The sequence below is a fragment of the Methyloglobulus morosus KoM1 genome, from assembly GCF_000496735.2.
Taxonomy (GTDB): Bacteria; Pseudomonadota; Gammaproteobacteria; order Methylococcales; family Methylomonadaceae; genus Methyloglobulus; species Methyloglobulus morosus.
On the sequence record NZ_AYLO01000090.1, the window covers coordinates 12,492 to 28,800 of the forward strand.

Annotated in this window: 17 protein-coding genes; all 17 read left to right on the forward strand. The window is 44.6% G+C overall.

Going from position 1 to position 16,309, the window contains the following annotated elements; all coding sequences use genetic code 11:
- The first annotated feature begins 52 nt into the window (after positions 1 to 52).
- The 17 genes from MGMO_RS11975 (at position 53) to MGMO_RS12050 (ending at position 16,243) form a co-directional block, all read left to right on the forward strand.
- Positions 53 to 2,572, forward strand: a complete 2,520-nt coding sequence (locus MGMO_RS11975; RefSeq protein ID WP_023495319.1) for a DUF7657 domain-containing protein — start codon at positions 53 to 55, stop codon at positions 2,570 to 2,572.
- A complete protein-coding gene (locus MGMO_RS11980) occupies positions 2,573 to 3,628 on the forward strand; it encodes an NAD-dependent epimerase/dehydratase family protein (RefSeq protein WP_023495320.1) in 1,056 nt (351 codons plus the stop codon).
- Complete coding sequence (locus MGMO_RS11985) at positions 3,625 to 4,614, forward strand: NAD-dependent epimerase/dehydratase family protein (protein WP_023495321.1); 990 nt, start codon at positions 3,625 to 3,627, stop codon at positions 4,612 to 4,614. The genes MGMO_RS11980 and MGMO_RS11985 overlap by 4 nt, the downstream gene beginning before the upstream one ends.
- 3 nt (positions 4,615 to 4,617) lie before the next feature.
- Positions 4,618 to 5,331 carry a class I SAM-dependent methyltransferase gene (locus MGMO_RS11990; protein ID WP_023495322.1) on the forward strand — a complete coding sequence of 238 codons (714 nt, stop codon included), beginning with the start codon at positions 4,618 to 4,620 and terminating at the stop codon, positions 5,329 to 5,331.
- 88 nt (positions 5,332 to 5,419) lie between these two features.
- Complete coding sequence (locus tag MGMO_RS11995; RefSeq protein WP_023495323.1) at positions 5,420 to 6,385, forward strand: glycosyltransferase family 2 protein; 966 nt, start codon at positions 5,420 to 5,422, stop codon at positions 6,383 to 6,385.
- Complete coding sequence (locus tag MGMO_RS12000) at positions 6,385 to 7,260, forward strand: class I SAM-dependent methyltransferase (RefSeq protein WP_023495324.1); 876 nt, start codon at positions 6,385 to 6,387, stop codon at positions 7,258 to 7,260. The genes MGMO_RS11995 and MGMO_RS12000 overlap by 1 nt, the downstream gene beginning before the upstream one ends.
- A 20-nt stretch (positions 7,261 to 7,280) precedes the next feature.
- Positions 7,281 to 7,661: a GtrA family protein gene (locus MGMO_RS21135; RefSeq protein WP_161808491.1), complete on the forward strand. Its 381-nt coding sequence runs from the start codon at positions 7,281 to 7,283 to the stop codon at positions 7,659 to 7,661.
- 10 nt (positions 7,662 to 7,671) lie between these two features.
- Positions 7,672 to 8,631 (forward strand): NAD-dependent epimerase/dehydratase family protein, encoded by a 960-nt coding sequence (locus MGMO_RS12005; RefSeq protein WP_023495325.1) that lies wholly within the window; start codon positions 7,672 to 7,674, stop codon positions 8,629 to 8,631.
- Positions 8,631 to 9,935 carry a UDP-glucose dehydrogenase family protein gene (locus MGMO_RS12010; RefSeq protein ID WP_023495326.1) on the forward strand — a complete coding sequence of 435 codons (1,305 nt, stop codon included), beginning with the start codon at positions 8,631 to 8,633 and terminating at the stop codon, positions 9,933 to 9,935. Before MGMO_RS12005 ends, MGMO_RS12010 begins: the two co-directional genes overlap by 1 nt.
- Position 9,936: 1 nt before the next feature.
- Entirely contained in the window at positions 9,937 to 10,812 is an 876-nt protein-coding gene (locus MGMO_RS12015) for an SDR family NAD(P)-dependent oxidoreductase (protein ID WP_023495327.1), read from the forward strand.
- Positions 10,809 to 11,819 carry a Gfo/Idh/MocA family protein gene (locus MGMO_RS12020; RefSeq protein WP_023495328.1) on the forward strand — a complete coding sequence of 337 codons (1,011 nt, stop codon included), beginning with the start codon at positions 10,809 to 10,811 and terminating at the stop codon, positions 11,817 to 11,819. The genes MGMO_RS12015 and MGMO_RS12020 overlap by 4 nt, the downstream gene beginning before the upstream one ends.
- Positions 11,803 to 12,786 carry a GHMP family kinase ATP-binding protein gene (locus MGMO_RS12025; protein WP_023495329.1) on the forward strand — a complete coding sequence of 328 codons (984 nt, stop codon included), beginning with the start codon at positions 11,803 to 11,805 and terminating at the stop codon, positions 12,784 to 12,786. Before MGMO_RS12020 ends, MGMO_RS12025 begins: the two co-directional genes overlap by 17 nt.
- On the forward strand, positions 12,786 to 13,490 hold the full coding sequence (locus MGMO_RS12030) for a nucleotidyltransferase family protein (RefSeq protein ID WP_023495330.1): 705 nt from the start codon (positions 12,786 to 12,788) through the stop codon (positions 13,488 to 13,490). Before MGMO_RS12025 ends, MGMO_RS12030 begins: the two co-directional genes overlap by 1 nt.
- Positions 13,487 to 14,086 (forward strand): SIS domain-containing protein, encoded by a 600-nt coding sequence (locus tag MGMO_RS12035; protein WP_023495331.1) that lies wholly within the window; start codon positions 13,487 to 13,489, stop codon positions 14,084 to 14,086. The genes MGMO_RS12030 and MGMO_RS12035 overlap by 4 nt, the downstream gene beginning before the upstream one ends.
- Entirely contained in the window at positions 14,083 to 14,649 is a 567-nt protein-coding gene (locus MGMO_RS12040) for a D-glycero-alpha-D-manno-heptose-1,7-bisphosphate 7-phosphatase (RefSeq protein WP_023495332.1), read from the forward strand. The genes MGMO_RS12035 and MGMO_RS12040 overlap by 4 nt, the downstream gene beginning before the upstream one ends.
- Positions 14,636 to 15,352 (forward strand): transaldolase, encoded by a 717-nt coding sequence (locus MGMO_RS12045; RefSeq protein ID WP_023495333.1) that lies wholly within the window; start codon positions 14,636 to 14,638, stop codon positions 15,350 to 15,352. Before MGMO_RS12040 ends, MGMO_RS12045 begins: the two co-directional genes overlap by 14 nt.
- A gap of 168 nt (positions 15,353 to 15,520) precedes the next feature.
- Entirely contained in the window at positions 15,521 to 16,243 is a 723-nt protein-coding gene (locus MGMO_RS12050; protein WP_161808492.1) for a sulfotransferase family 2 domain-containing protein, read from the forward strand.
- Positions 16,244 to 16,309 lie beyond the last annotated feature (66 nt).

Here is a 16,309-nt window from a genome sequence, read left to right on the forward strand (position 1 = left end):
GGTCACTCCGTGGGTTGTGAAATTAATTTGCCGTTTGGCGAGAAGTTTGTGAATGCCTAAAATCTTTCGATTTCAATCACTATTAGCGTTTCTGTTTTTTTTAATTTATCTAATGCTGGGTTCGACTCAGTCCATTGCTGAACCTAAGCAAGTGCCCCAATCAGAAATTCAAGGTTATGTCGATTCGTTTGTCGCAGATGGAGATAAAATTGTTGCGCAAGGTTGGGTAGCGGCACAAAATTCTGGGAACAAAATCGTATCGCTTTCTGTTTGGCTTGGCAATACCATGATTTACGAAGGAGATTTTAAACAATTTGAACGTCCAGATGTTGTTAAATCAATGGGTCGTAGTGATTGGCTTAAATCTGGTTGGCGTATTAATACGAAATTGCCTAGTAATTTAAAAGTGGGTGAATATTCCGTCAAGGTGTTGGCGAAACTTGATAATGGCATTGAGAAGGGATTAGTTTTAAATCACCAGGTTAATCAGGTTGTCGTTAATGGAGGTTTGCATCATTCTCGCCTAGTTGTCGAGGGTACAAGGTATATTTTAATCGTCATGCTAACCTTGCTTGGCATAGGATATTTACAGGCAGATCGTTTAGCAGGGCTGCTTTCTTCTAAAACCAATAAGCTGATTAAGCCACCTGTATTGTTTGGCTTCACTTTACTCCTTTGCTTTGGGGTTTTGATTTGTTTGGGGATTACTGGATCATCATTCAAAGTTGGGCTTGAGCATACTCCTTTCGTACATTCAGATGTGAAGAATGTTTGGGGCGAAGATCGGCCTATTCGCTCTGATGAGTGGGTGGTGGCTACGCCTTGGGCAATTGCCCAATATAATCATCGCCCACAATTCCCGGTGGTTAATGCAAATATTGGCGAAGATGGTCAAAACATGCTTGTTTTTCAACTGCCAGGAGTACCGGTAGCGCATATTTCATCAATAGCTAAACCAGCCACTTGGGGTTTTTTTATCTTCGACCTGAAAAGGGCGTTATCTTGGTATTGGTGTTTTCCAATATTCGCTTGCTTGTTTGCACTCTGGGGTGTTGTTGGTTTACTTTTGCCCGGTAACTGGAAATCGAGCTTTTTAATCGCTTTGTGGTTTAGTGTATCGCCTTATGTGGCCGTTTGGTCTAATTGGCCTGCATACGCCGTATTTTTTCCAAGCCTTGCATTCATATCCGCCATCGGAATTTTGCGATCAAAAAGTAAATATCATCAATTGGCTTTAGGTTGTGTTTTAGGGTTAGCTATGGCTGGCTTCGTTTTAATTCTCTACCCGCCTTGGCAAATACCTTTGGCGTATTTATTTATTGCGTTATCCATAGCTATTGTAGTTCGTGATAAGCTATACAATAATTTTAACAAATTCAGCCTATTATCTTACGGCTTTGCAATTTTACTTGCGAGCTTTCTCCTGTGGGAATGGTGGTTAGATGCATGTCTGGCTGTTAAAACACTTCTTTCCACAATATATCCCGGACAAAGAAGCATGGTTTTGGGAGGAAGCGTTTCGTTATCAGATTTACTACGCGGGTTCACTAACATAGTTACATTGTATAAAATAGAGGGCGATTATAGCAATCAGTGTGAAATAGCGTCTTTTGCCTACATGCTATTACCGCTAATCTTATTACTTGTTATTCGGGGATTCCAAAATGCAATTGGTGCCATTGAGATAGCTCTTGCAATATCAATAGCCATAATTTTATATTTTTCGTTCATTGGCCTGCCTGCTGAAGCGGCTCAGTTTTCGCTATGGGGACGTGTCCCACCCCAAAGGGCAGATATAGCTTTGGGGCTATCTTACATAATTCTAAGTGGAATGCTGCTTTCATCTAGCCTCAAGACCATTCAAGATACAGTACCAATCAAGATATTGGTTTTTGGGGTTGCTATGTTATGGTCGATCATAGTCCTGCGTAGTGTTGCACACCTTCCTGAAGGCGTACTCTCAGGCTTCTCACCTGGAGTGCTTGCTGGGCTGTTTATTGTTATTGCAGTTGCTGGTTATTGGTTGGCTATGGGTAAATTTAAGGAGTTCATCTACCTTAATTTGGCATTGTCAGTGGCAACGATAGGACCTTTTAACCCAATTAGAATAGCACCTCATAGTGTTGCTGCTGTAATACCTATTCATAGTTTCAAAGAAAAGAAAGCAAGTCATGATTCAAGCCAGCGGATACTAGTGCTTGAAACACAAATCCCAGCAATGTATCTATTGGCTAGTGGACTTTCTGTAGTGAATGGTGTATTCAATTATCCCCAGAATTCTTTGTGGGGGCGGCTAGATGTTAATCGCACAGAGTCGGACAAATACAATCGATATCAACACCTTGTTTTTTCAGGCGGTGTTGTTGGGAACATAGATAAATATCGTATTGAGTCTCCCTCAGCAGTTGTGGTTCAGGTCATGATTGATCTAGAACTCTTTGATTTCCGTAAGACCGGCGCTGGGTTTCTGGTAGCTCCTGAACGCGACGAAAGGGCGTTGCGAAATAATCCTGCTTTGACCTACATAAAGAATCAGAAGGGATGGTCATGGTTTCAGGTTTTAGGAGCCTAAATGCCAATTAAAACGGAACTACATTCAAGCAAAGTGGGTGACACTTTAAGTAAAACTATCGCAATTACTGGTGCTGCGGGTGCATTGGGGCAATCTTTGGTAGTCTATCTAAAATCAATAGGATGTGCTGTTAGAATCCTTGTCACACCGAACGATAATGTTACCCAGTTGAAAGACTTAGTCGATCATCTGGTAGTCGGTTCCGTTGAAGACGAGAGGTGCTGTGATGAGCTTTTACAAAATGCAGATGCGGTCATTAATTGTGCGGCTCTACTTCCGTCGTCATTGCATCTGGGCGAACAAAAGTTTTTATCGGTGAATGTAGACGGAGCTATGAATATACTACGTGCGGCAGAAAGGCAGGGAGTCATCCGAGCAGTTTTTCTTTCTACAATAGGTGTTATTGATCATACGCTAAAGCGAACCATGCACGATCTTTTTGATTACAGAACTCAGTTTTTAGATTCCTACAGCCTTTCGAAGATCGAGTTGGAGAAGCGCCTTTTACTACAAGTACCAAAAACCCCTGTTAAGATTCTCATCGTGAGACCGGCATTTATCTACGGACCAAAATCGGTGGGTTTATGGAAGCCAATCCTGGATCAGATAAAGTCAGGGATCTTTAAGATACTCGGAAACGGGGAAGCATTGTTCCCAGTGGTGTTTGAGGATGATCTAGCTCAGTACATCTCGCAACTGCTTTTTGACGAAGAGGCCTTCGGAAAGAGTTCGGTTGTTATTACGGCCGGCCCTCATCAATTGTCAACAAAACTCTTGTTCGATACAATCGCGGAGGTATTACGTTGTCGCCAACCAAGCAAGGTTTCAGTCCGATTAGCTTATTTTTGCGCGAGCATTGCAGATCGAATGCCTAAATGGATGCGCTTCGGCCCCCTTGCGCTCCTAACCAGGAGACGGGTAAAAGAGTATTCTGTTGGTTATGACCTTAGTCATATTTTGAACGAATCCAGCTTTGGGTTTGACGGAAGAACACCCCTTCGGCAAGGAATAGAGCGGATGGTAAAAGCCTACAATGAAGAAGGATTTAGTACATGAGCTTTTTTGATGGCCAGATCCTTGTTACGGGTGCAAATGGCCATATCGGCACGAATCTAGTGCACGAACTTTTGGCTGAAAATGAATCTGTTCGCATATTGGTCAGGAGCGGCTCAAATACAGATGCTTTCAAGGATCTTCCAGTCGAAGTGGTGCGAGGGGAAGTCTGCTCGCAGGATGATTTCATGCGTGCGACTAAAGGAATTCGCTATGTTTTTCATCTAGCGTCACCAACGACAATTACTCCGGATTTGCCAAAAGTTATTAAAACTGGTATTCGTAATTTGCTTGGGGCATGCAAAAAGAACAACGTCGAAAAAGTTGTTTATACAAGTTCTGCGGTCACCATTGGCTTTTCTGCATCAAAAAAGCGGTTGATGAGCGAAGAAGATACTGACACTTTTATTCCAGCCAGCCCCTACCATGTGGCAAAATATAATGCCGAAAAGGAACTTTTGAGCTTGTCGGATCATTTGCCGTTTTCCCTAGTTACTGTTAATCCGACGACTGTGATTGGTCGCTTCGACTCAAAGATTACTCCGAGCACTATGCCTGCTCACCTTGCACGAAAAGCGGGGCTTAAAGTTTGGTTTGATTCCGGCATTACCGTTGCGCCAGTTCGTAACGTTGCAATTGGTCATATCCAAGCGATGAAGTTTGGAAAACGGAACAACCGCTATATTTTAGGTGGAGAAAATCTTCTTATTAGGGAGTATTTTTCTCTAATTAATTCATTAAATCATCGGAAAGGCCCATTTGTTAAACTCCCTAACATTTTGATGTACGGAGCTGGTGCTGCGTTTAGTATGGCTCAAGCACTCGGTTACAATGATGTGCCTTTTGACTATAGTCGAATCCGGGCACTGATTGGAAAATATGGATTTTACTCCTCTATAAAAGCAACTAACGAACTAGGTTACGAACTTGGATCTGCTGAGTCTGCAATATCGGACTATTACACATGGTTAAATCAAACTGAAAGGTAATCAATGGAATCAATACAATCTGAAGTGAATAAGAAAAAAAATGAAGATTTCTTCTTAAATCATCTCGATTCTTACAGAGATATGGTCAGCGATCTTGATACTTATAAGAATATTTTTCTCACTGTCAATGAAGAAGTAAATGGGGTCGATAGCCTGATCGATATTGGCAACGGTGGGGTTTTTGCTTATACGCCCTCGCTAGTAAACAAAATCACTGCGGTCGATTTGTTTCTTGATTCTTTAGATGCTTCGAAGTACCCATCAAATGTCCTGCTCAAGCAAGGAAACGCATTGGAACTTTCGGAACCTGATGATCACTATGATGCAGTATTAGTCGTTATGTTGATTCACCACCTTGTGGGTCGTAATGTTTTGGAAACGGAACAAAATCTCGGTAAGTGCCTTGGAGAATGTTACAGAGTTTTAAAGCCAGGTGGTAAACTTATTATTGTTGAGTCCTGCATACCGAGTTGGTTTTATTTCTTTGAAAAGCGGTTATTCCCAATTGCAAACTTTTTGATCTCAAAGTACATAACGCATCCCATGGCGTTTCAGTATCCACAAATAATGATTACAAAGGAAATCCAAAAACTTTTTGGTGCATGTGAGACAAAAGAAATTCCTAAAGGTCGGTATGTCATTCAACTTGGTTGGAAGGTACGATCGTTCCTGACGCCAGTGCAACCTTATTTGTTTACTACAAGAAAGATTCATTAGAGGTTTACCGCTATTTGAATCCACAGGTTATAGCCACGCTCAACGCAAAAACTACTTTTAATGACCACTACTATTTCGAATATCCCAAATGTCTAAAATTTCTAATAGAGAACATGTACAGTTATCTTTGGTAGTCCCCGTGTATAAAGAGCAAGATAACATAAAGCCATTTCTTGCACGAGCTGAAGCTGTTTTTGATTCGATGAAGATAAGTTATGAAATAATTTTTACTCTAGATCCATCTCCAGATAGAACCGAAGAAATTATCCTTGAAGAGATAAATCGTAACCCAAATCTGAAACTAATGGTATTTTCGCGTAGATTTGGCCAACCTGCAGCGACTATGGCTGGTATATTGAGCTGCTCAGGAAATACATGCGTTGTGATAGATGTTGATCTCCAGGATCAACCAGAACTCATTGAACAGTTATACGCCAAATTGAGAGAAGGTTACGAAGTAGTTTATGCCAAACGTCGTTCCCGCAAAGGAGAAACGCTAGTTAAGCGTGTCATTTCCCATTTTGGATATTCACTAATTAACAAATTCAGCGACGTTCAGATTCCGCGTAACACAGGGGACTTCCGTATTATGACGCGGCGGGTTATTGAGGAATTACGTAGGCTGAACGAAAGCCACGGTTTTCTTCGTGGACTAGTGGCATACGTTGGGTTCAAGCAAGCATTTATTGAATATGATCGTGATGAAAGATTTGCTGGAAAAGGTAACTACAATAGGTTGACTGGATCGCTCAAGATAGGTCTTAATGGCCTGATTAGTTTTAGTTCCAAACCTTTATTCGTGATGTCGATTAGCGGATTCATTTTGGCTGGATTAAGTTTTTTGCTAGGAGCGTGGTATGTGTTACAGAAGCTTATCGGTATCGAATTAACTCCGGGACTTTCCACGACTGTCTTGGTCGTGAGTTTCTTCGCTGGTGTGCAGTTGCTGGGTCTTGGACTGATTGGGGAATATGTCGGTCGAATTTACGATGAAGTGAAGCAGAGGCCAATGTATATTGTAGATCGGCAGATAAACTTTGGAGAGCGGGAGTGATGCTGCCTTTTACTTTGCCTCCGCCTCTAGGGTGTTCTGTTCCTCCTAAGTGGGATGGTAAGAATTTTGTGATTGGTGATAAGTGTGCGCCAGTACTTGAATACAGTGAAAACTTTGCGGGCTGGTCGGATGATTTGACTGCATTGCATGAAGAAGCTGCGAGAGATAACCACCCTATTGATCTTGCTTCCCGAAATGACGCGGTACGTCAAGTTGAAAAATTCGGGCGCACCGTAGGCTCTGTCATTATGGAGATAGGGTGTTCCTCCGGTTTTCTGATTCGTGATTTAGTAAAAATTTTTCCAGAAGCAGTTGTTTTGGGTGCTGACGTGGTAAAAGAGCCTCTCTACCAACTGGCTAAATCGTTACCGAGTGTCCCATTAATTCGCTTTGATCTACTGAAATGCCCCTTGCCAGATCAGAGTATCGACGTATTGATTATGCTCAATGTTCTGGAGCATATCGAAAATGATGGTATGGCATTAAACAAAGTATTTAAGCTTTTAAAGCCTGGGGGTGTATTAATTATCGAGGTGCCATCAGGCCCAAGCCTTTACGACGCATATGATGAAGAGTTACACCATTTTAGGAGATATTCAGCAGTGGAATTGCGTCAAAAATTAATAAAATCAGGATTTCATATTTGTAGGGAATCACACCTAGGGTTTTTGCTATATCCAGCGTTTGCGGTTGTAAAGCTACTGAATAAGACATTATTACAAAATAAAAACAAAGCTGTTGTCCGTAATCAGGTCAGGAAAACGTCTAATAGTAATATCATGTTGTGGGCTTTGGAATTTGAAACTAAATATCTAAATAGACTGCGTTTGCCGTTTGGAATTCGTGTTCTCATGTCTGCGCAAAGACCTGTCTAATTTTCAAATAAATAGAATTAGTGTCTATAGTAATAACTTTTTTTAAGTTTGGTGCTGTTGGCGCACTAACGGCAGGAATTTATTTTTCAGTCATGTGGGTTGTCCAAGCATATTTAAAATTCAGTTATTTAATAGCCGTTAGTGCAGCTTATTTCATTTCTACAATCTTTCATTTCTATGCACACAGGCATTTTACCTTTAACGCGGTGAATAATAAGCAAAGTCATCAAGCAATAAGATATCTTCTGGTATCGGCTATTAACTACCTTTTAACCATTTTTGTAGTCACTGTTTGTGTTGAATTGTTTGGATTATCACCTTATATCGGTGTGTGTTATTCTGTGTTCGTAACAGTTATTACTGGTTTCATATTGTCTAGATACTGGACTTTCAAATCTTAGGTGAAGCGTTGTGGCGAATTTAATTGTGACCGGTTGTGCCGGTTTTATTGGAAGTACCCTCGTCGATCGTCTCTTGGCTGACGGTCATCAAGTGACGGGTGTTGACAATTTTTCTACAGGTCAAAGGCGGTTTCTTGAAGGTGCGTTAGCGCATCAGAATTTTAAGCTCGTTGAAATCGACCTGCTTGATCTTGACGCATTGAAGTTGGCATTTGCCGGTGGCGAGGCGGTTTTTCACCTTTCGGCCAATGCCGATGTCCGTTTCGGTACTGAGCATCCACGTAAGGATCTGGAGCAGAATACGATTGCCACTTACAACGTATTAGAGGCCATGCGGAAAAACGGTATCAAGAAAATTGCTTTTTCATCGACAGGTTCGGTCTATGGCGAAGCGGAGGTTGTACCGACACCGGAAGATGGGCCATTTCCTATTCAAACCTCGCTCTACGGTGCTTCAAAGGCGGCGGGAGAAGGCCTGATTGCGGCATATTGCGAAGGCTTTGGCTTTCAATCCTGGATTTTTCGTTTCGTTTCCATTCTTGGGGAGCGTTATACCCACGGCCATGTTTTTGACTTTTACCAGAAATTGAAGGCCGATCCGTCACGATTGCCAGTGCTCGGCAATGGCAGGCAGAGGAAGTCTTACCTTTATGTCCAGGACTGTATCGACGCCATCTTGCTGGCTATGGAAAAAGCTACCGACAAGGTCAATATTTTCAACCTGGGTGTTGATGGTTACTGTGAAGTCAATGACTCTATCGGCTGGATTTGTGAAGAGTTGGGGGTTAAGCCGCAACTGGAATATTCGGGTGGTGACCGCGGTTGGATTGGAGACAATCCATTTATTTTTCTGGAGACGAAGAAGATTCAATCGTTGGGGTGGAAGCCGAAGTTTGGTATTCGTGACGGGGTAATCAAGACGGTGGAGTATTTGCGCGAAAATGAATGGGTATTCGAGGCAAGGGACTGATGAAAGTCTGTATATACGGCCTCTGGCATTTGGGTTCGGTAACTGCCGCTTGTTTGGCATCGGTTGGTCATGATGTTGTAGGCCTGGATGCGGATCAAAACACTATTGATGGCCTGAAACAAGGTAAAGCACCGCTTTTTGAACCTGGACTTGACGATCTTCTACAGTCAGGGATTGCCAAAGGGAAGCTGCACTTTACAACTGAAACGGCAGTTGCGGTCGCCGATGCAGAAGTATTGTGGGTGACGTTTGATACGCCTGTCGATGATGATGACGTGGCAGATGTGGATTTTGTCCTAAGCCAGATCAAGGATGTATTGCCCTTATTGGTGGATGGAACAGTGGTTTTGGTGTCTTCCCAAATGCCTGTGGGCTCTATCCGCAATCTTGAAGCGTTTGTTCGCGAGAATATGGCAAATAAGCGGATCAGCTTTGCGTGTTCACCAGAGAACCTGCGTTTGGGCAAAGCATTGGATGTATTTTTAAAACCGGATCGGATTGTAGTCGGTGTTCGTTCGCATGATACGCGGCGTAAGTTGGAAACGCTGTTGTTGCCGATTACGGACAGGATTGAATGGATGTCTGTTGAGTCGGCGGAGATGACTAAACATGCGATTAATGCTTTTCTGGCAACTTCAGTGACTTTTGCAAACGAGATTGCTTCGATTTGTGAGTTGGTCGGTGCAGATGCCAAAGAGGTTGAACGTGGGTTAAAGACCGAAACGCGCATCGGTCCGAAGGCTTACCTGTCGCCTGGCGGACCATTTGCCGGGGGGACTTTGGCTCGTGATATTGAGTTCTTGGGAGTGGCCGGCAGGGCGAAACAGTTAGTGACGCCACTCCTATCATCGGTACAAAAGAGCAATAATGAACACAAAAATTGGGTAAGGCGTAAATTGCATGAAAATTTTCCGGAGTTGAAGGGAATTACCGTTGCCATCTGGGGGCTGACTTATAAGCCCGGTACAGATACACTGCGCCGCTCTCTTGCCGTGGAACTTTGTGATTGGCTGGTCGAACAAGGGGCTATTGTGCATGTGTATGACCCCGTCGTTCGAGTGTTACCCGAATATTGGCCTGGCAGCGTGGTTTCCTATGCACAGCCTCTTGATGCAGTGAACCAGGCAGACGTACTGGTTGTAGGCACTGAATGGCAGGAATTTCGCCAAGCAGCAGAGGGATTGCTGTCTGTGGCAAGCCCTGATCTTGTCGTGATTGATGCCAACCGACATCTTCAAACAGCGGTGTTGCCTTTAGGGTTGAAATACCTTGCCGTGGGTACTCTTTCTGTAAACGAGGTTTGAGATGCAAAAGGTATTATCAGGTAAGGTGGCAATCATTACTGGCGCTAATCAAGGTTTTGGCCTAGAAGTCGCTAGAAAATATGTGTTGGCGGGCGCTGATGTAATGTTGTGCGCGCGAAATACAGCTTTGCTGAGGGATGCGCAGGACGACCTCGTCAAATTGGCAGAAACTGACCAAAAAATTTTTGCAAAAGCGGCCGATGTTTCGGTTGAGTACGATGTACAGGCTCTGGTTAGCGAAACGATTTCTCAGCTTGGTGGTTGTGACATCCTTGTTAATAACGCGGGCATCTATGGCCCCAAAGGTGAGATCGAAGAAGTCGATTGGTCTGAATGGATCAAGGCAATTGAGATTAATGTTTATGGCTCGATCTTGATGTGCCGGGCAATTTTGCCGCACTTCAAGGCGCAGGGCTACGGGAAAATAATTCAACTGTCAGGTGGCGGGGCTACCAACCCGATACCCCGTATAAGTGCATATGCAGTATCCAAAGCAGCGATTGTAAGGTTTGCCGAGACACTCGCCGAAGAGGTGCGGGGTACGGGCATTGATGTAAATGCCATTGCACCCGGAGCATTAAATACCCGTATGCTTGATGAAGTGCTAGAAGCCGGACCGGAAAAAGTTGGTCAGGATTTCTATGAGCGCTCGCTAAAGCAAAAAGAGTCAGGCGGCATTCCGCTGAGTCGAGGCGCTGATTTGGCTTTATTTTTGGCATCTTCGGCAAGTGACGGCATCACGGGCAAGCTCATCAGTGCGGTTTGGGATGACTGGGAACACTGGCCGGAACATCGGGATGAATTGTCCACTAGCGACGTTTATACGCTCCGCCGCATTACTGGACGTGATCGAGGGTTTGCTTGGGGCGATAAGTGAGCGATCTTGATACGACTTTGAGAATCGGGATTGTCGGTTGTGGCCTGATTGGGCAAAAAAGGGCAAAAGCACTGGGAACTGGTGGGCGGTTGGTGGCTTGTGCCGATATAGATGTAGGGCGTGCCGAGAATTTAGCAAAAGGTTTCGGCGCTAAGGTTTTCGGCGACTGGCGTGACCTAGTTTGCTTACTAGAAGTCGATGTTGTCGTGATAGCTACCTTGCATGATTCACTTGCCGCAATTACGCTTGCTGCCGTTGAAGCCGGGAAACATGTCCTCGTCGAAAAACCTGCAGCCCGGTCAGCTAAAGAGCTAGAACCAGTGATCGCTGCCGCCGAGAAAAAAGGGGTGAAAGTCCGTGTCGGGTTCAATCATCGCTATCACCGTTCCCTGCGCAAGGCGAAGGAAATCTTTGATTCCGGTGCGCTAGGCGAGTTGATGTTCATCCGTGGTCGATACGGTCATGGCGGACGTATCGGATATGATAAGGAATGGCGGGCTAAACCTGAACTTTCTGGTGGCGGTGAGTTGATTGACCAAGGGCCTCACCTGATTGATCTGTCGCGTTGGTTTCTAGGCGACTTCAGCGAGGTGCAGGGGTTTGCCCATACTTACTATTGGGACATGCCTGTCGATGACAATGGCTTCATGCTCCTTAAGACAGAAAAAAAACAAACGGCTTTTTTGCATGCATCCTGCACGGAATGGAAAAATCTTTTCTCGATGGAGATATACGGTCGGGACGGCAAGCTGGATTTGTCTGGGCTGGGGGGCAGTTACGGCGTAGAGAAGCTTACTTGGTACAAGATGTTACCGGAAATGGGGCCACCGGATACCATCTCTTGGGAATATCCCATGGGGGATGATTCGTGGGTGGTCGAGATGGCTGAGTTCTATGATGATATTCGACTTAATCGAAGCCCTGCAGCCGGACTGGGCGATGCTTATGCAGCGCTGAAAATTATTGAACAAATTTATAAGGAGTCTGGTTATGATCATAGCGCGTAGTCCTTTACGCATTACCTTGGGTGGCGGCGGCACCGACTTACCCTCCTATTACCGTGAGCATGAAGGTTTTCTGGTTTCAGCGGCCATCGACAAATATGTCTATGTGAATGTGATGCGCCCGTTTACTCCGGGTATCTACCTTAAATATTCGCAACTGGAACATGTTGATCACATTGCCGATGTCAAACATCCCATCATTCGCGAAGCCTTACGCTTGCTTGATTTCAAGACACCGCAGGTTGAAATCACTACCCTGGCAGATATTCCTGCCGGGACGGGTCTTGGTTCGTCCGGTAGCTTTACTACGGCGTTGTTGAAGGCGCTTTATGCGCATCGCCGCCGGCATCTGCACCAAGAGGAATTGGCGGAACTTGCCTGTCATATCGAAATAGACCGCCTAGGCGAGCCTGTTGGCAAGCAGGATCAATATGCGGCGGCTGTCGGAGGCGTGACCTGTTTCACTTTTCACAAGGATGACAGGGTCACGGCAAGACCCCTGAATATAAGTATGGATACCTTTTTTGATCTGGAAGATAATTTACTGCTTTTCTTCACCGGATATTCCCGCAGCGCGGGTAGTATCTTGAAAGATCAGAACGTACGTACCAAGACCAGCGATGATGAAATGCTCAAAAACCTCCATTATGTGAAGGAACTGGGCTATCAGAGTATGGAAGTGCTTGAAAAAGGCGATACCCCGGCTTTCGGTGAAATTATGCACAAGCATTGGCTGCATAAAAAGCAACGCTCTAGTGGCATGAGTAACCCCCAGATTGATTTATGGTATGACTTAGCCATGAATAATGGTGCGATAGGCGGTAAGCTGGTTGGTGCGGGTGGTGGTGGATTCCTTATGTTCATGGCGAAGGACCGTAACAAGTTAAGGCATGCAATGAGTTCGGCTGGACTGGAAGAAGTACGGTTTCGTTTTGATTTTGAAGGCAGCAAAGTGGTGTTGTCGTCTTAATGTTGACCGTCGCAATTTTGGCCGGTGGTTTGGCTACGCGGCTGCGTCCTATTACAGAGACTATCCCGAAAGCTTTGGTTGATGTGGCAGGGCGGCCTTTTATTGAATGGCAACTCGATTATCTACATCAGCAGGGTATTGGGCATGTTGTATTGTGCATCAGCTATCTTGGCGAGCAGATTGAGGAAGTGATTGGCGATGGACGGCGGTTTGGGCTTAGGGTTGATTACTCCTATGATGGTGCCCGTTTGCTAGGTACTGGCGGGGCGCTCAGAAAGGCGTTGCCCATGCTAGGTGACTCGTTTTTCGTCTTTTACGGTGATTCATATTTGCCTATCAGTTTCGTTGATGTCGAGGTAAATTTCTTGGCACAAGGTCAGCCAGCACTAATGACAGTGCTTAAAAACGGCGACCGCTGGGATAGGAGTAACGTGCTTTTCAGCGGGGGTAAGTTGGTTGAGTACAATAAATATTCCCCCTCCAAAGATATGGACTATATCGATTATGGGCTTGGTGTGTTGTCATCGGAATTATTGTTGGCCTATCCTAAAGACCAGCCGTTTGACCTCGCTGAAGTTTATCAGCGACTATCCCAAGAAGGGCGGTTAGCGGGTTATGAAGTGTTTGAACGATTTTATGAAATCGGCTCCATTGAGGGCCTGAAAGAGACAGAAGCATATCTAACTAAAGGCATTGATAAATGAATTATTCACAACAACATGTTAATGAGGCCATCGCTATCCTCAATACATTAAACGTAGACGCTATCGAAAAGATGGCAGAATTGTTGGCAACCGTTAAGCAAAATCAAGGTCGGCTCTTTTTCCTGGGTGTAGGCGGTAGCGCAGGCAACTGTTCTCACGCAGTGAACGATTTTCGTAAGATAGTGGGCATTGAGTCTTATGCGCCTACCGATAATGTGTCGGAATTGACCGCCCGAACGAACGATGAAGGTTGGCAGACCATCTTTGTCGAATGGTTAAAGACCAGTCGTTTAGGTGAAAAAGATGCCCTGTTCATCTTATCTGTGGGGGGCGGTAATTTGGAAAAGAACATCAGTCCGAATCTTGTAGAAGCCCTAAAATATGCCAAGGCGGTCGGTGCTAAAATAACGGGTATTGTTGGGCGCGACGGTGGTTACACAGCGAAAGTGGCCGATGTCTGCGCTATCGTCCCAACGGTAAACGCTGAGACAATTACCCCTCATTCGGAAGCATTCCAGGCTGTGATTTGGCACCTGTTGGTGTCGCACCCCAAGCTCAAGGCCAATGAGACCAAATGGGAGTCGGCGGTTAAGTGAGTTTAGCCACTACCCCGAAGGCACGCGCTATTTTCCTGGATCGGGATGGTGTTTTGAATCGTGCGTTGGTGAGGGAGGGTAAGCCTTATCCGCCTCGCGATCTGGCGGAAATAGAAATTTTGCCCAAAGTTCCAGAGGCATTGTTGGCATTGAAAGAAGCGGGATTTATCCTGATTACTGTATCCAACCAACCTGACGTGGCGCGCGGCACTTTGAGACGTGACACCGTTGATTCGATTAATGCCTATCTCGGCGAACGGATGGCTATGGACCGATTCATCATGTGTTATCACGACAGCAGTGACGAATGCCCATGCCGCAAACCTAAGCCGGGAATGCTGCTAGAAGGCGCTCTTGAATTTAACATTGACTTAAGTAGAAGCTACATGATCGGTGACCGTTGGAGAGATGTGGAAGCGGGTAAAAATGCCGGTTGCAAGACGGTTTTTATCGACTATGGCTATGATGAAAGGCAACCAGAATCATGCGATTTTGTTACAAGGTCTTTATTTGAGGCCGCTCAAATAATTTTATCAACGGAGAAAGGCCGTGAAGACTGTTGAACAGCTTAATATTAAAATCTTCGCAGATGGAGCAGACAAAGAAGGGATGCTCGATATGTATGCAAAGCCCTTTATTAAGGGTTTAACGACAAATCCAACCCTGATGAACAAAGCGGGGATAAGAAACTATAAATCGTTCGCCTTGGAAATCTTGTCAGAAATTAAAGATAAGCCCATATCATTTGAAGTTTTTTCTGACGACTTTATTGACATGGAGCGGCAGGCGGAAGTGATTGCCAGTTGGGGCGACAATGTCTATGTCAAATTACCGGTCACCAATACCAAGCGGCAAACCTGTTATGCACTCGTTGAAAAACTGGCTTCGCAGAAAGTTAAGTTGAACATAACCGCAATCATGACATTAGCCCAAGTGCGTGATGTAGTTGCTGCGCTTAGCCCTGATGTCCCCAGTTATGTATCGGTATTTGCCGGTCGCATTGCAGATACCGCGCGCGACCCTGTCCCCTTGATGGCGGCAGCGGTTGACCTGCTTAAAGCATCGCCTGCTGCTGAACTTATTTGGGCAAGCCCGAGAGAACTTTTAAATATATTCCAGGCGGATGCTATTGGATGCCAGGTCATAACTGTCACCAATGACATACTAAAAAAGCTTTCCCTGGTTGGATATGACCTTGATGACTACTCTTTGGATACGGTCAAGATGTTTTATAGCGATGCGCGGGCGGCGGGATTCAGGTTATAGTTTCAACGTACGTCAACAATTGGATTTCGCCTTAAAAAGGTTATTCCATTCATCTTGTCATAATTGCAATAAATTTTAAAACTATCGAATTGTATAATGAAAATTCGTAATGCCTTTTTTAGGATTGCGAAACGACTAGGGTTTTTAAATTTAAAGCCCGCCGTTTTTATGCACCTTCAAAAAACAGCCGGTACTTCCATAGTGGATATTGCAAGACAGTTCTATGGTAACGACAATGTGATCAGCCATGGTGCTTATCTACGGGACGCTAATGGCCTGCTGTCTAGTGAAAAGTTTTTCCAGATGGATCACACGCAAGGTAGATTGGCATCAATCCAATTTATATCGGGTCATTTTGGCTATGATTTTGCCAAACAATTTATGGGAAGCCACTATTCTTTTACTTTTTTACGGAATCCGGTTGAGCGGGTTTTATCATTTTATTATTTTTGTAGGATACGTGACCCTAATCAATTTAAGCATTACGAGTTGGCTCAACGCCTATCATTGGATGAGTTTCTGGAATTAGGTTTCACTGATCCCGACATTAAGGCGCGTATATGGAATCACCAAGTCTGCCAGATTGCTACTGGCTGGGGCAGTTCTAGCGGCGTTGTCCTGAAAGATGAAGAATTATTGGCTTTGGCAATACAACACCTTGATGATTTTTCTTATATCGGGTTTACCGAAACGTATGGGAAAGATCAAGATAAAATCCTAAAAGATATAGGGATAACAATACCTGTAGGCAAGCACAAAAGCAATGCCAATCCAGGACGGCCTTTATTTGACGGTCTCCCGCAATCTTCAAAAAACTTATTGTTGGGCTTAACTGAGCTTGACCGGATACTCTATGAGAAAGCTTGGTCAAAGCGAAATTTACTAAACTGAGCCAAGTTATTTTCGGGCTTATTTGGCAATATTGTAATCAGTGCAAGATTATTAAAGTGCAGCAAT

Bases quoted from the DNA above. Each gene is read 5' to 3' on its own strand.
- MGMO_RS11975 (WP_023495319.1), top strand. From the start codon at position 53: ATGCCTAAAATCTTTCGATTTCAATCACTATTAGCGTTTCTGTTTTTT.
- MGMO_RS11980 (WP_023495320.1), top strand. From the start codon at position 2,573: ATGCCAATTAAAACGGAACTACATTCAAGCAAAGTGGGTGACACTTTA.
- MGMO_RS11985 (WP_023495321.1), top strand. From the start codon at position 3,625: ATGAGCTTTTTTGATGGCCAGATCCTTGTTACGGGTGCAAATGGCCAT.
- MGMO_RS11990 (WP_023495322.1), top strand. From the start codon at position 4,618: ATGGAATCAATACAATCTGAAGTGAATAAGAAAAAAAATGAAGATTTC.
- MGMO_RS11995 (WP_023495323.1), top strand. From the start codon at position 5,420: ATGTCTAAAATTTCTAATAGAGAACATGTACAGTTATCTTTGGTAGTC.
- MGMO_RS12000 (WP_023495324.1), top strand. From the start codon at position 6,385: ATGCTGCCTTTTACTTTGCCTCCGCCTCTAGGGTGTTCTGTTCCTCCT.
- MGMO_RS12010 (WP_023495326.1), top strand. From the start codon at position 8,631: ATGAAAGTCTGTATATACGGCCTCTGGCATTTGGGTTCGGTAACTGCC.
- MGMO_RS12015 (WP_023495327.1), top strand. From the start codon at position 9,937: ATGCAAAAGGTATTATCAGGTAAGGTGGCAATCATTACTGGCGCTAAT.
- MGMO_RS12025 (WP_023495329.1), top strand. From the start codon at position 11,803: ATGATCATAGCGCGTAGTCCTTTACGCATTACCTTGGGTGGCGGCGGC.
- MGMO_RS12030 (WP_023495330.1), top strand. From the start codon at position 12,786: ATGTTGACCGTCGCAATTTTGGCCGGTGGTTTGGCTACGCGGCTGCGT.
- MGMO_RS12035 (WP_023495331.1), top strand. From the start codon at position 13,487: ATGAATTATTCACAACAACATGTTAATGAGGCCATCGCTATCCTCAAT.
- MGMO_RS12050 (WP_161808492.1), top strand. From the start codon at position 15,521: ATGCACCTTCAAAAAACAGCCGGTACTTCCATAGTGGATATTGCAAGA.